Source organism: Carboxylicivirga caseinilyticus (genome assembly GCF_050589785.1).
Taxonomy (GTDB): Bacteria; Bacteroidota; Bacteroidia; order Bacteroidales; family Marinilabiliaceae; genus Carboxylicivirga; species Carboxylicivirga caseinilyticus.
In genome coordinates this window covers 94192-108573 of record NZ_JBNGOX010000002.1, presented here as the reverse complement: position 1 = coordinate 108573, position 14382 = coordinate 94192, and the positions used below count along the sequence as shown (strand labels likewise).

Below are 14382 nucleotides of genomic sequence, written 5' to 3'. Positions count from 1 at the left end.
TCTAAAAGTTTAAGACTTAAGGGATAAACAGTAAGAATTATTTGAAGTATTAACAAAACTGATACGAATCAAAATTTTTAGCAGACTATGAAAAAGCTATTTGCGTTTTTAGCAGTATTTGGAATGCTGAGTTTAGGTGCCAATGCCTTGTATGCTCAGGACGAGGAAAATGTAGCTGAAGCTACAGAGCAGGTAACTGAAGAACCAGCAGTTAGTGAAGAACCAGCAACAGAAGTAGCAGATGAAGCTGCTCAACCTGAAGCACCAAAGGGTATTCACAAGCAGATTAAAGCAAAATTCATCGAAGGTGGTGCTATCTTTATGAGTTTTGTATTGTTAGCCTTGATTTTTGGTTTAGCAATCTGTATTGAAAGAATTATTTATTTGAATTTAGCTTCTACAAATACTAAGAAGTTACTTCAAAACATTGAGAATGCATTGAGTGACGGAGGTGTTGAAGCTGCTAAAGAAGTATGCCGTAATACCAGAGGTCCTGTTGCTTCTATTTTCTACCAAGGTCTTGATCGTTTCGATGAAGGTATTGAAGTAGTTGAGAAGTCAGTTGTTTCTTACGGATCAGTTCAAATGGGTCTTTTGGAAAAAGGTTTAACCTGGATTTCTTTATTTATCTCTATGGCTCCTATGCTTGGGTTTATGGGTACTGTAATTGGTATGATCGAAGCTTTCGATAATATTCAGTCTATGGGTACTATCTCAGCATCAGCAGTAGCAGGTGGTATTAAAGTAGCGTTGATTACTACAGTATCTGGTTTGATCGTAGCTATGATTCTACAAGTATTTTACAACTACATCGTTGCAAAAATCGATAGTATTGTAAATACAATGGAAGATGCTTCTATCTCGCTTCTAGATATTTTGGTAAAGTTCAACATGAAAAAATAATCTGTCGTTATGACTAAGCTTTCAAAAATTTTAAATATTGTTCTATACCTGTTGTTAGCAATAACATTGGTATTTGCAGCAATGTTCTTCTTCGGTGGCGAAGTTGAAGGGGCTGCTTATACTACACCAGTTTATACTAATGCATTCTTAAACTGGGGTATTTTGTTAGTGTTTTTGACAGGAGGTATTACATTGTTAGCGGAAGTTTTTAACCTGGTAATGCATCCAAAAAATGCAGTAAGAACACTAATCTCTATGGGATTATTACTTATTGTAGTGCTTGTTTCTTATGCATTAGCAGATACTACTCCGTTAGATATTATAGGTTATCAAGGTCCTGATAATGTGCCTAGCATGTTAGCCATGGCAGGTACTATGTTATATGGAATGTACATTCTGTTTGGAGTTGCTGTAATTGCAATCCTTTATTCAGAATTATCTCGACTATTTAAATAATTGTCCCTGCTTGATTAATCTCGGTTAGTCAAGGGACCATAAAAGTATAATCGTTTATGGGAAAAAGAGAAGTACAGGAAGTAAATGCAGGGTCAATGGCGGATATCGCCTTCCTATTATTGATCTTCTTCTTGGTTACTACTACCATGGACACTGATACTGGTTTGGCTCGTTTACTTCCTCCAATGCAGGAAGATCAGCCTGATGATACACCTCCAATTAAGGAGCGAAATGTATTTACGGTATTGGTGAACAGTAACAATCAGTTACTGGTAGAAGGTAAACCAATGAGTATGGAAGAGTTGACTGAAGCAACTAAGGAGTTTATTGAGAATCCATTGGATAAAGATAATTTGCCTGAGAAGAAAGAAGCAGAAGTGCCTTTCTTTGGAGTGCAAATGATTACAAAAGGTGTGATTTCATTACAAACAGATAATGGAACTCAATACCAAACTTATTTGATGGTTCAAAACGAACTTCAGCGTGCTATTAATGAACTGAGACAGGATTTAGCGAAACGTAAATTTGGCAAGGATTATGATGACTTGGAAAAAGAAGAGCAGGATGCAATTCGTACCATCATACCTCAAAAGATTTCTGAAGCTGAACCTAAAAATATAGGAGGTAAATAGAATGGCTAAATTCAGAAAAAAGAAGAGTGGAGGCCAGCAAGCTATTAATACGTCCTCCTTACCAGATATTGTATTTATGTTGCTTTTCTTCTTCATGGTTTCAACAACTATGAAAGAGGTGGATCTAATGGTTAACATTGCTCCTGCACAAGCGACTGAATTATCAAAACTGGAGAAAAAAGAGTTGGTAACATTTATTTATGTGGGTGTGCCAACTGGTAAGTACAGATCATTATATGGTAGTGAACCAAGAATTCAGTTAAATGATCAATTTGCTACTGTTGACGACATTCAAAGTTATATTGCGCAAGCAAGGGATGCGATGAAAGAAAGTGATCAGCCAAAAATGACTACTTCTATCAAAGCAGACAAAGACTGCCCAATGGGTGTTATCACAGAAATTAAGCAAGCTTTGCGTAAAGCTGCAGCGTTAAAGATTAACTACTCTGCAAGCGAAAAAGCTGAAGTGAAATAATTGAATTTTATAGAAATAATAGAAGGGAGCATTTATGCTCCCTTTTTTATTTGATCGATTCTTCCCAATATGGTTTAAACTGTTCTATAAGGAAGTGTGACCATACTTTCTCAATTACCTCTGGCCATTCATCCTGGTACTCGCCAGATCCGTGAACTTCCAGTTTAATAATAGTTGAATCTTCTGCAGAAGATAGGTTGTAAGTGCAAACAAGGTTAAGAGCATGACCTGCTAATCCTAAAGGTCCTTCCATCCGAAGTAATTTACCTCTTTGTGCACCTGTAACCACTGCATGCCTGACTCCGTCACCTGATTCATCAAAAATTTCAAAAAAACCACCACCTGGTTTTGCTTCGATGTAGAGTTGATAAGGCTTTTCACTGAAGGTATGATCCCACCATGGACTAATGTCACCAGTTAATTTGTCATATATTAATTCTGGCTCACCTTTTAATTTGGTTTCAATCTCAAACTGAAAGAATGTAGCTTGTTCTGAACTTGTTTGTTTTGAGGGATGGCAAGACAGGAAAACGAAAAGTGAAATAAGGATATAAATGTATTTCATAATAGTATGATTAGTACAAATAAAAACACCTGATTATAGCGTATTGTTTATCAGGTGTTTTAATACTAATTAGCTGATACGTTAAACAGCCCCTTGAGACAGCATTGCATCTGCTACTTTTACAAAACCTCCAATATTGGCACCATCTACATAATTAATAAATCCATTGTCTTTTGTTCCGTATTGGCAACAAGTTGAATGAATACCTTGCATTATCATTTGTAAGCGATTATCTACTTCTTCTCTTGTCCAGTTAAGTCTCATGCTGTTTTGTGTCATCTCAAGCCCTGATACAGCAACTCCACCTGCATTGGCAGCTTTACCCGGACCAAAGAGGATACCTTTATCCTGAAAAATATGAATTGCTTCAGGTGTGGATGGCATATTAGCTCCTTCAGAAACACAATAGCAGCCATTTTGAACCAGCGTGATGGCTTCAATTTCGCTAATTTCATTTTGGGTAGCACTGGGTAATGCAATTTCACCTTTTTCTAACCATGGCCTTTCACTTGCTATGTATTTAGCACCATACTTATCTGCATATTCTTTTATTCGGCCTCGTTTTACATTTTTCAGATACATAACAAATTTTAGTTTCTCAGGATCGATTCCATTGGGGTCGTATATATAGCCATTAGAATCGGAAAGAGTCACAACTTTGCCACCCAGGTCATTAACCTTTTCAACTGTGTATTGAGCAACATTGCCTGAACCTGATACGAGTACTGTTTTGTTTTTGAATGTTTCGTTACGGGTTTTCAGCATTTCCTGGGCAAAATAAACATTGCCGTATCCTGTAGCCTCAGGACGAATTAAACTACCTCCGTAATTAAGTCCTTTACCAGTAAGAACACCTGTGAATTCATTTTTAATACGTTTGTATTGTCCGTAAAGGAAGCCAATTTCTCGACCTCCCACACCAATATCTCCGGCAGGAACATCCGTGTCTGGCCCAATATGTCGATACAACTCCGTCATGAAACTCTGACAGAATCGCATCACTTCGTTATCAGACTTTCCTTTGGGATCGAAATCACTACCGCCTTTACCACCTCCCATGGGTAAGGTTGTCAGGCTGTTTTTAAACACTTGCTCAAAAGCCAAAAATTTAAGAATTCCTAAATTTACCGTTGGGTGAAAGCGTAAACCTCCCTTGTAAGGACCGATAGCACTGTTCATTTCGATTCGATAGCCTCGGTTTACACACATTTCTCCTTTGTCGTTGATCCACGGTACTCTGAACATGATAACCCGTTCAGGTTCAACAATTCTTTCTAGGATACGAGCGTGTCTGTATTTTGGATTTTCATCCAGAAACTCATCCAAAGATTCTACAACCTCATGTACTGCCTGATGGAATTCAGGTTCGGCGGGATTTTTGGCCATTAATTCGGCCATAAAGGCGTTAATGCCTAATGATGAGTGTGTGACATACTAATTACATTAAAGGGTTGTTAATTGAGTAATATGGTTATTGTTACCTATTAGATTCTTATTCCTTTAATTAAAACATTATCAATCACTAGTTTAAAATGACTTGTCAAGAAAAATAAAAAGGTACAAAATAAATTAACAAGAAGCTATAAAAATGTGAATAATAACACTTAAATAGATATTAGAAAGTATTTATTCACACATTTAAAACAATCATTCATATATTATTTGACTAAAAGTTGATTTGATTTTGTATCTTTTAAGTATCAAACAGCTAAGTATATGCAACGTAATTGGCCTCAGCTCAATCATCTCCATACCGTTCCTGATGATAAAAGTTCAGGTAACGTTTTAGAAACAATTAATACATTGTGGGAGATATTAATGCAGGACAATCCAATAGATGAAACATTGGAAGAGGTTTTAAATGTGTTACCTCATGGATTGGAAAAGCCGGCCAAGGTTGGTGTGAGAATTTATTATAAGAAATGTCATGCTCAAACAAATAACTTTGCTGAAACGGAATGGGGCCTTACAGAGCGTTTTACTACTATAGATGGTGAGAAGGGAGCCATTGATTTGTTTTATCTCGAACCCGCTGAAGAAAAGGATGAAGGGCCTTTTTTAAGGTCAGAAAGGCTACTTATCAATCAAACAGCCCGAATGCTTTCCAATTATATTAATACCATTGTTGCTGAACGCAATCATTCCGAATCAATTGAGAGACTTAAGGAATTATCTACTATCAATAGAACTACCCGCATCATCAATCAAGGTAAGTCAGTTGACGATGTTTTGCAGCAAGTTGCCTTTATTCTTCCATCTGGCTGGCAATATCCTGAATATGCTGTTTCCCGGATTACCTATGGCAACAAAGAGTATCTGAGCGAATTTTTTGTAGAAACAGAATGGGTGCAAACACAGCGTTTTAAAACTACTGATGGCAAATCAGGTTCAATAGATGTTTTTTACATACGGGATTTTTCATTCTATTCAGGCGATCCTTTTTTGAGTGAAGAGAGAGATCTTCTAATTAATCTGGCCAGATTAATAACAGATTTTTTAAATGCAAAGCTGGCACAAGAAGAAAAACTGGCACGACAGGAGCGCGTCAAAGAACTGAAAACGATTAATGAAACATCAAGAATTATAAGTCTTCAGATGCCGGTGCCTTATACTCTTACTCATATTGTTGAGTATATTCCGGCAGGTATGCAACATCCCGAATATTCAGTTGCACGCATTGTTTTTGAGGGTGAAGAATATTTGAGTTCAGGCTTTGTTAAATCACCATGGGTATTACGTCACAACTTCGAAACCATTAATGGTAAAAAAGGATTGATTGAAATTTATTACCTAAAGGAGTTGGCTAAAACCAAGGAAGAGTTATTCCTTAATGAAGAAAATGATTTGATATCAAACCTTGGAAATCTGATTGTTGGTTATTTGAATAGTCTGGAAGCCCGTAACCTGATGGATAAGATCAGAAAGCCCAACAGTCATTTGGCATTTGCAAAGAATACAATTGAAAAAAGGAGTTCTGTAACAAAAGGAAGTAAGCACCTGTTGCAGAACTTTATGCATAAGAATAATGCAGCCAGGGATATATATCACGATTTAATGCCTTTCAGGGTAAAAGAAATTTTATTGGTTGCCAACCTTTATGATGCTTATGCCATTGAAAATGAGGGGAGATTCTCAGAACAGATAATGGGCAGTTTTTACCAGATGCATCTTTCATCATTGCCTAGGGTAACTGGAGTTACAACTTATGAAGAGGCGTTAGAAAAACTGAATGAGAAACATTTTGATTTAATCATTGTGATGGTGGGTGTGGAGAAAAAATCACCCGTCAAACTAAGCAAGATGGTGAAAAAGGAATTTCCTTACATCCCAATTTTTATGTTGCTCAACAATGATACTGATATCCCATATTTTCAGGGGCGTCAACGTGAGTTAGGTGTTTTAGATGAGATTTTTGTTTGGAATGGTGATCCCAAAGTTTTTTCATCAATGGTATTTCATCTGGAGGATAGGGTTAATGTTGAGAATGATACAGAGATTGGTTTGGCAAGGGTTATCTTGTTGGTGGAAGATTCTGTAAGGTACTATTCAAAATATTTACCATTGCTCTATGCCAGTGTGCTGGAACAAACACGTCGTTTAATCGATGATGTGCAGGGTGATGAATTATATGCTGTATTAAGGTTAAAAGCCCGCCCCAAGGTGCTGCTGGCCATAAATTACGAAGAAGCACTGGACATCTTTAAAAAGTATCAGGATTACCTCTTGTGCTTGATTTCGGATGTTGAATTCTCTCATAATGGAAGGCTGGATGCAAACGCAGGATTTGAATTGGTAAATTATGCCAAGGAGCAGATTAAGGATCTGCCGGTAATTTTACAAAGTTCTAAGATTGAATATTCACAGGATGCTTATGAATTAAAAACAGTCTTTATTAATAAGTACAGTGAGAGCCTTTTGCAGGATATTAAAACCTTTATCAGTCATTATCTTGGCTTTGGTAATTTTGTTTATAAGGATGCTAAAGGTAGAAACATTGCCATTGCCCGTAATCTAAAGGAATTTGAACAGAATCTGAGGAATGTGCCCATTGAATCAGTTGAGTACCATGCCAAAAAGAATCACTTTTCACTTTGGCTAATGGCGCGCGGTGAATTCAAGATTGCTAAAATGATAGCACCTTATCGCATCAGTGATTTTGATGATACAGAAAGTATCAGGACTTATCTTTTAAATATTATAAAATCACACCGCGAAGAAAAGAATCAGGGCAAAGTAATAGATTTTGATGAGATTGACACCCTGGATGATAGTAATATTGTGAGTCTGGCCGGAGGTTCATTGGGAGGAAAGGGCAGAGGCTTGTCATTTATTAATACATTACTATATAATTTTGATTTTGATGCTCATGTTTCCGGGATTAACATAAGAACACCACGCACTACAGTGATTGGTACCGATGAGTTTGAATTGTTTATGGAACGCAATAATTTTCATGAACTGATCTTTCGTGAACTAACTTATCATCAGATTAAAAAAATGTTTCTCGAAGGAGAATTGTCTCAAACATTGATACATCGACTTAAAAGGTTACTAACTATTTTTTCATCTCCAATAGCAGTTCGTTCATCGGGTCTATTGGAAGATAGTCAGAAACAGCCATTCTCAGGAGTGTTTGAAACATATCTTCTACCCAATAATCATAAAGATGTGGAAGAGCGGTTGAGACAGCTTTGTAATGCTGTTAAACTGGTTTTTGCATCTGTATTCAGCGATACAGCAAGAGCATTTACCGAGGCAGTGGACTTTAAAGTGGAAGAGGAGAAAATGGCCGTAATTATCCAGGAAGCAGTGGGGCGACAGCACGAGAATGTTTTTTATCCTCATATAAGTGGGGTTGCGCAATCGTATAATTACTATTCGTTTGGTCATATGAATCCGGAGGATGGTTTTGCTGTTCTGGCTCTTGGTTTTGGTAAATATGTGGTGGATGGTGAGAAAGCACTCCGTTTTTGTCCGGTTTATCCCGATCTGGACAATAATTCACCAAAAGATCAATTAAAGAATTCTCAAACAGAATTTTATGCTGTCGACCTCAGTAAGTTCGATCTCAATTTACTGGAGGGAGAAACAGCCGGATTGGTTCGTTTGGATAGTATGGAAGCAGAGATGCATGGAACACTCAAACACCTGGCTTCGGTTTATAATCCCGATGACCAGACCATTCAGCCTGGGTTGGATCAGTCAGGTCCCAGAATACTTAATTTTGCCAATATTCTTAAATACAATTATATACCTCTGGCCAAAACCATTGAAGTTGTTCTGGATGTTGTTAAAGAAGCGATGGGATCACCAGTTGAGATTGAATTTGCAGTGGATTTGAATAAAGATGAACGAGGAAGAGCTACTTTCTACCTACTTCAAATAAAACCTTTACTGGGTGGAGCTCAAAATTATTCCATTAATATGAGTCACATTGATGAAGATAAAGTGATTTTGCAGTCCAATCAAAGTATGGGAAATGGTAAAAATAAAACGGTAACCGATATTATATATATCGATATTGATCGATTTGATAAGGCCAGAACTCAGGAGATGGCAATGGAGATTGAACGCTTAAATCAAAAGATGAAGGCTGAAAAAAGACATTATATTTTGATTGGTCCTGGTCGATGGGGAACCCGCGACAGGTGGATTGGAATTCCGGTATCGTGGACTCAGATTTCAAATGCTCAAATGATAGTGGAAACCGATCTGGAAGGTTTTCCATTGGAAGCTTCCGGTGGATCGCATTTTTTTCATAATGTTACATCCATGCATGTTGGTTATTGCTCAGTTCATCAGGCTGGTAGTGATGATAGTATTAGATGGGATGTGCTGGATCAGCAGGAATTAATTGAACAGACAAAATATTTCAAACACATCAGGTTTAAAGAAAAACTTGTCATTCGGATGGATGGGCGAAAACGAAAATCAATTATTACCTTTAACGAAGTCTGAGATAGATTAAGTAACCTTAAAGAACTCGCACCAACGCAATGAAGAGCCATTTTGATATACGACAAAGTAACTATTTTACCGAAACACAATTCAGCCATCTGATGCAACGACGCATCCACAAGGTTTTGCTGATCTGTAGTGGTTATGATGCCTTTATGCTTGAGGAAGACGGACGTATTGATGAGCAAATATTTAACGAATACGTCTCACTCAACCTTAGATATCCTCCGCAATTTTATCATGTTGAATCAGCAGAGCAGGCATTTGTAGTGTTGAAAAAGGAAAAAATCGATCTGGTTATTACCATGCTAAGTGTTGGAGGTATGGATCCTTTTAACATGGCAAAAAAGGTAAAAGAACGTTACGAGTCTGTTCCCATTGTAGTACTGACACCTTTTTCACGCGAAGTATCAGTCAGGATGCGTCGTGAGGATACCAGTGCTATTGATTACATCTTTTGTTGGTTGGGTAATGCAGATATCATGCTTGCTATTATTAAGCTGATTGAGGATGAGATGAATGTTCAGCATGATGTTGAGGAGGTGGGAGTTCAATGTATTTTATTGATTGAAGACTCAATACGTTTTTATTCGAGCTATCTGCCATTGATTTATCGTTTGATTCTGACTCAGGCTAAGAAGTTTATGGATGAGGGCTTAAATGAGCATCAAAAAATGATGCGCATGCGGGGGCGACCTAAAATATTATTAGCCCGTACTTATGAAGAAGCTCTTGAATTATATCAAAAGTATAATGATAATCTGTTGGGAATTATCTCTGATGTATCCTTTGATAAAGAGGGTATAAAAGATACCCAGGCTGGAATTAAATTTGCGAAACTGGTTAAGCGTGCTAATCCATATATGCCTTTTTTATTACAGTCGTCCAATCGAAGTCTGGATGAAGTGGCTAAAGATTTAAGGGTTGGATTTCTTTATAAGCATTCCTCTTCGTTACTCCGTGAGCTGAAAGAGTTTATCAATACCTATATGGCTTTTGGTGATTTCGTTTTCATTGATCCATCAACTGGTATAGAAGTTTGCCGAGTGAGTAATCTGAAAGAGTTACAGGAAAAACTTTTTCAGATACCCGATGAATCCTTGTTTTATCATTTTAAGCGTGATCATGTATCCAAATGGCTTAATGCCCGGGCTTTATTTGCTGTAGCTGAAGTGGTCAAGTATCTGAAGGTTGAAGATTTTGCCGACCTGGAAGAAACCAAAAGATTTTTGTTTGATACCATAGCAAGTTTTCGTTACAGTAAGGCTCGTGGTGTAATTGCAAAATTCTATCGCGAGAAATTTGATGAATATCTTACGTTTACCCGAATTGGTGAAGGAACCATTGGAGGAAAGGCCCGTGGTTTGGCTTTCTTAAATATGCTAATCAAAAAACACCAAAACCTGAATACTCTTTCTGATGTAATCATTACCATTCCTCGAACGGTTGTTTTAAGTACGGATGTGTTTGACGAGTTTATGGAAGTAAATAAGCTTTATCCAATTGCATTGTCAGATGCTACGGATGAAGAAATTATGAAAGCTTTTGTGGCCGGGCATCTTCCTGAACGAATTCATGGTGATCTCTATAAATTTATTTCAATTATTAAAGGACCGATTGCCATACGCTCATCGAGTGTGCTGGAGGATAGCCATTATCAACCTTTTGCAGGGATTTATTCAACCTATATGATTCCTAAAGGTGATGATGAAAGAGTGGTGCTGAATCAGCTTTGCGATGCTGTTAAATGTGTTTATGCTTCTGCGTTTTATAATTCCAGTAAGAGATATATGGAGGCGACCATGAATGTTATTGACGAGGAGCGAATGGGTATTGTTTTGCAGGAGGTTGTAGGGCAGCGTCATGGGGATGTATTTTACCCAACATTTTCGGGGGTTGGACGTTCAGTGAATTTTTACCCGATAGCACCCGAAAAAGCTGAAGATGGAATTGTAAATGTTGCCATGGGATTAGGTAAACATATAGTCGAAGGAGGAATGACCTTACGATTCTCTCCTAAATATCCGAGAAAGATACTTCAGTTATCAAGTCCTGATCTGGCAGTACGCGAAACTCAGAAGAATTTTTATGCTCTTGATTTGAAGTCGGATAGTTTTAAGGCCTCAGTGGATGATGATGTTAATATCAAAAAACTATCCATCAAAGTGGCAGAAGAACATGGAACCTTACGTTGGTTGGGATCGGTGTATGATTATAATACACACATGATACGGGACGGATTGATGGCTAAAGGATTACGCCTGGTTACTTTTGCCAATGTATTGAAATACGATGCTTTCCCTTTAGCTGAGATAATGCATAAAGTACTGGAAGTTGGCCAGCGAGAAATGAATCAGCCTGTGGAGATAGAGTTTGCAGTTGACTTACAAACGCCACAAGGTCATCCTCCTGTTTTTTATTTGCTACAGATCAGACCAATTGTCGACAGTAAAGAAACCATTGCTGAAAAGCTGGAAGAAGTAAATCAAAAAGATACCCTGATTTATTCCAAGTCAGCTTTGGGAAATGGAATCATTAATGGTGTAAAAGATGTAATTTACATTAAAAAGAATGGCTTCAACCCTGCTAATAATGCTAAACTGGCCCCCATCTTTGAAAAGTTGAATACTCCATTTCATCAGAGTAATAAATCATATATTCTGATAGGACCTGGTCGCTGGGGATCTCAGGATCCATGGTTAGGTGTACCGGTTAAATGGACTCAAATTTCGGCTGCCCGTGTTATTGTTGAAATGGGATTGGAGAATTACAGAGTTGATCCTAGTCAGGGGACGCATTTCTTTCAAAATTTAACCAGTCTGAGAGTGGCTTATTTTACGATTACACCATCTATTGGCGAAGGATATATTAACATGGATTATCTGGATGGCTTGCCAGCGGAGTATGAAGATGAATTCATTCGTCATGTGAAACTGCCTTCAGAAGGTATTATTAAAGTGGATGGTCAGAAAGGCATTGGTTTGGTAATGCCTCCTGCTCAGTGATAAATAACCGTTAAAGAAACAGCAAATGGGTCTGGAACGTTTTTTATTTGATTTAGAAATTCAGAATCCCGGAGAACCTGAATTTATTCAAAGTGTCAGAGATTTTCTGACATCAGTTAAAGATCGGATCAGCGATGATTTTAGGTTGAATAATGCTGCTATTCTAGAACGAATAACGGAGCCGGATCGTGTCTTTGTGTTTAAGGTGCCCTGGATGAATGATCAGGGAAAGGTGATTGTGAACAGAGGATACAGGGTTCAGTATAACAATGCACTCGGGCCGTATAAAGGAGGATTGCGTTTTCATCCGGCCCTTACATTAGGTACTGTTAAAATGCTTGCTTTTGAACAGGTATTTAAAAACAGTCTTACATCATTGGCCTTAGGAGGAGCAATGGGAGGAGCAAATTTCGATCCTAAAGGGAAATCAGAAGGTGAGATAATGAGGTTTTGTCAGAGTTTTGTGCTGCAATTATGGGATCTGCTGGGATCAGAAATGGATATTCCTGGCAACGATGTGGGGGTAAGTAGTCGCGAGATTGGGTATATGTTTGGAATGTTTAAGAAGCTAACGCATATGCATAGTGGAACTTTTACCGGCAAAGGTTCTGAATGGGGAGGGACAGGTTTACGAGCTGAGTCTACCGGATTTGGAGTGATCTATTTCTTAGAGGCATTACTTAAAGATCAGAATGAAAGTCTTGATGGTAAAACAATATGTGTCTCAGGATTTGGAAATGTGGCATATGGCGTAATTCGTAAAGCCGTTGAATTAGGAGCTAAAGTTGTAACCTTGTCGGGTCCTGATGGTTTTATATATGATCCGGATGGAATAACAGGTGATAAGTTGGATTACCTGGTTGAACTGCGGGCAACCTCTCAGGATCTGGTTCGACCTTATTCGATTGAATTCCCTGGTGTTGTGTATTACGAAAATCAAAAACCCTGGCAAATACCCTGTGATATAGCGATACCTTGTGCTATTCAGAATGAGATTGGACTTAATGAAGCACGTCAGATTATGCAAGGAGGCTGTAAATATGTTATTGAGGCAGCAGACAGACCTTGTAATTCAGAAGCATTGGAGTTTTTTGATTCGAATCAAATTGTTTTGGCACCCGGTAAAGCTGCCAATGCGGGTGGAGTTGCGGTATCTGCCCTGGAATTAGTACAAAATTCAATGAAAATGACATGGACTCCAAAAGAAGTAGATCATCGGTTAAAAGATATCATGGAAAGGATTTATCAAATGTGTAAACTCCATGGGATAAAACCAGATGGAAGTATCAATTATCGGGATGGAGCCAATATTGCTTCCTTTCACCGGGTTACTGAAGCAATGATTGATCAGGGAGCTGTATAGTTTAAAATATTTCCAGCTGTTGCGTAGAAATATTTGAAACATTCTCCAGTTGAAGAAGTCTTTTTTTAGCATGTAAACCACCGGCATATCCTGTGAGTTCGCCATTACTACCTATTATGCGATGGCAAGGAATAATTATTGATATGGCATTCGCTCCATTGGCACTGGCCACAGCCCTGATGGCTTTTTCATTTCCCAATCGTCTGGATAAACCAAGGTAAGTTTCTGTTTGTCCGTATGGAATGGTTTGCAAGGTTTCCCAAACTGATTTTTGAAAACTTGTTCCCGCAAATTCAATTGGAAGATCAAATGTGATTCGATCTTTCGCGAAATATTCCTCCAACTGAAGAATGGTTGAAGCAATAAGGTCTGTATTTTGTTCCTTAAATTCAGCGTTTAACACTCCTTTAATTCTCTTGTCAATCGATTCTCTCATTTTACGAAAGTGCCAATCGCAGAGACACAATCGGTTATTGTAATCACCAATGATCAATTCACCAACCGGGCTTTTGTAATATTGAACGGATATAGTATTCAAGGTATTTATGAGCTTCGTATTTCAGTAATCAGATCATTTTTTTGAACAGAGTGCTGATTGTTTTTAACAAGTTGTCTTTTTGAATTGCTTCCAGTTCGCCTCTGTCAAGCCAGATTCCATGGCATATTTCGCAGTAATCAAAAATTACCTTCTTATCCCTCTGATGAGCATGTTTTGAGAGGGTTGGATGAAGATTACAGTCGGGACATTTTAATTTTTCCAGCTGTTCTTTCTTTTTGGGGATATTTCTAATTTCAATGATTGAAAGCTCAACCACATTCTCAATTTGTTCCAGTTCTCCTTTATCAAACCAGGTTCCTCCGCACGAAGGACAGGTATCAACCTGAATTGATCCGGATAGATCATTAATGTTTTTTTCTTCTAAAGTGGTATTACATCTGGGGCAGTACATCAATAGCTATTTTAATTTGCAATAAATATAGCTATTATCTTATTCCGTATGGTTTATAATTGATTAACAGAACCA

General features: G+C 37.9%; 11 protein-coding genes. 7 read left to right on the top strand and 4 right to left on the bottom strand.

Annotation, left to right across the window (positions count from 1 at the left end; translation table 11 throughout):
• Positions 1 to 87 precede the first annotated feature (87 nt).
• The 4 genes from ACRD62_RS01610 to ACRD62_RS01595 are packed head-to-tail and all read left to right on the top strand — an operon-like array spanning position 88 to position 2466.
• Positions 88 to 903, top strand: a complete 816-nt coding sequence (locus tag ACRD62_RS01610) for a MotA/TolQ/ExbB proton channel family protein (RefSeq protein WP_321405630.1) — start codon at positions 88 to 90, stop codon at positions 901 to 903.
• A gap of 9 nt (positions 904 to 912) precedes the next feature.
• On the top strand, positions 913 to 1359 hold the full coding sequence (locus ACRD62_RS01605) for a hypothetical protein (RefSeq protein WP_321405628.1): 447 nt from the start codon (positions 913 to 915) through the stop codon (positions 1357 to 1359).
• A 56-nt stretch (positions 1360 to 1415) separates the two neighbouring features.
• On the top strand, positions 1416 to 1991 hold the full coding sequence (locus ACRD62_RS01600; protein WP_430818370.1) for an ExbD/TolR family protein: 576 nt from the start codon (positions 1416 to 1418) through the stop codon (positions 1989 to 1991).
• A gap of 1 nt (position 1992) precedes the next feature.
• Positions 1993 to 2466 carry an ExbD/TolR family protein gene (locus tag ACRD62_RS01595; RefSeq protein ID WP_430818369.1) on the top strand — a complete coding sequence of 158 codons (474 nt, stop codon included), beginning with the start codon at positions 1993 to 1995 and terminating at the stop codon, positions 2464 to 2466.
• 46 nt (positions 2467 to 2512) lie between these two features.
• Here ACRD62_RS01595 and ACRD62_RS01590 read toward each other — a convergent pair whose 3' ends face one another.
• Both ACRD62_RS01590 and gdhA (ACRD62_RS01585) read right to left on the bottom strand, forming a co-directional pair.
• Positions 2513 to 3031: a hypothetical protein gene (locus ACRD62_RS01590; protein ID WP_430818368.1), complete on the bottom strand. Its 519-nt coding sequence runs from the start codon at positions 3029 to 3031 to the stop codon at positions 2513 to 2515.
• Between the two features lie 81 nt (positions 3032 to 3112).
• The gene (gdhA, locus tag ACRD62_RS01585) at positions 3113 to 4429 is read right to left on the bottom strand and encodes an NADP-specific glutamate dehydrogenase (protein WP_430818367.1); all 1317 of its coding nucleotides are present in this window, start codon (positions 4427 to 4429) and stop codon (positions 3113 to 3115) included.
• A gap of 318 nt (positions 4430 to 4747) precedes the next feature.
• Between gdhA (ACRD62_RS01585) and ACRD62_RS01580 the strand changes: the two genes are divergently transcribed.
• The 3 genes from ACRD62_RS01580 to gdhA (ACRD62_RS01570) are packed head-to-tail and all read left to right on the top strand — an operon-like array spanning position 4748 to position 13357.
• Complete coding sequence (locus ACRD62_RS01580; RefSeq protein ID WP_430818366.1) at positions 4748 to 8989, top strand: PEP/pyruvate-binding domain-containing protein; 4242 nt, start codon at positions 4748 to 4750, stop codon at positions 8987 to 8989.
• Between the two features lie 38 nt (positions 8990 to 9027).
• Positions 9028 to 11994 (top strand): PEP/pyruvate-binding domain-containing protein, encoded by a 2967-nt coding sequence (locus tag ACRD62_RS01575; protein WP_430818365.1) that lies wholly within the window; start codon positions 9028 to 9030, stop codon positions 11992 to 11994.
• A 25-nt stretch (positions 11995 to 12019) separates the two neighbouring features.
• Positions 12020 to 13357: an NADP-specific glutamate dehydrogenase gene (gene gdhA, locus ACRD62_RS01570; RefSeq protein WP_430818364.1), complete on the top strand. Its 1338-nt coding sequence runs from the start codon at positions 12020 to 12022 to the stop codon at positions 13355 to 13357.
• Between the two features lies 1 nt (position 13358).
• Here gdhA (ACRD62_RS01570) and ACRD62_RS01565 read toward each other — a convergent pair whose 3' ends face one another.
• Together ACRD62_RS01565 and ACRD62_RS01560 are read right to left on the bottom strand one after the other, a co-directional pair.
• Positions 13359 to 13895, bottom strand: coding sequence for a methylated-DNA--[protein]-cysteine S-methyltransferase (locus tag ACRD62_RS01565; RefSeq protein ID WP_430818363.1), 537 nt, complete (start codon positions 13893 to 13895; stop codon positions 13359 to 13361).
• 28 nt (positions 13896 to 13923) lie between these two features.
• Positions 13924 to 14307, bottom strand: a complete 384-nt coding sequence (locus ACRD62_RS01560; RefSeq protein WP_430818362.1) for a zf-TFIIB domain-containing protein — start codon at positions 14305 to 14307, stop codon at positions 13924 to 13926.
• Positions 14308 to 14382 lie beyond the last annotated feature (75 nt).

Excerpts from the sequence above, each read along its gene's own strand:
- ACRD62_RS01600 (WP_430818370.1), top strand. The coding sequence starts at position 1,416 with ATGGGAAAAAGAGAAGTACAGGAAGTAAATGCAGGGTCAATGGCGGAT.
- ACRD62_RS01590 (WP_430818368.1), bottom strand. The coding sequence starts at position 3,031 with ATGAAATACATTTATATCCTTATTTCACTTTTCGTTTTCCTGTCTTGC.
- ACRD62_RS01575 (WP_430818365.1), top strand. The coding sequence starts at position 9,028 with ATGAAGAGCCATTTTGATATACGACAAAGTAACTATTTTACCGAAACA.
- ACRD62_RS01605 (WP_321405628.1), top strand. The coding sequence starts at position 913 with ATGACTAAGCTTTCAAAAATTTTAAATATTGTTCTATACCTGTTGTTA.
- gdhA (WP_430818364.1), top strand. The coding sequence starts at position 12,020 with ATGGGTCTGGAACGTTTTTTATTTGATTTAGAAATTCAGAATCCCGGA.
- ACRD62_RS01595 (WP_430818369.1), top strand. The coding sequence starts at position 1,993 with ATGGCTAAATTCAGAAAAAAGAAGAGTGGAGGCCAGCAAGCTATTAAT.
- ACRD62_RS01610 (WP_321405630.1), top strand. The coding sequence starts at position 88 with ATGAAAAAGCTATTTGCGTTTTTAGCAGTATTTGGAATGCTGAGTTTA.
- gdhA (WP_430818367.1), bottom strand. The coding sequence starts at position 4,429 with ATGGCCGAATTAATGGCCAAAAATCCCGCCGAACCTGAATTCCATCAG.
- ACRD62_RS01560 (WP_430818362.1), bottom strand. The coding sequence starts at position 14,307 with ATGTACTGCCCCAGATGTAATACCACTTTAGAAGAAAAAAACATTAAT.
- ACRD62_RS01580 (WP_430818366.1), top strand. The coding sequence starts at position 4,748 with ATGCAACGTAATTGGCCTCAGCTCAATCATCTCCATACCGTTCCTGAT.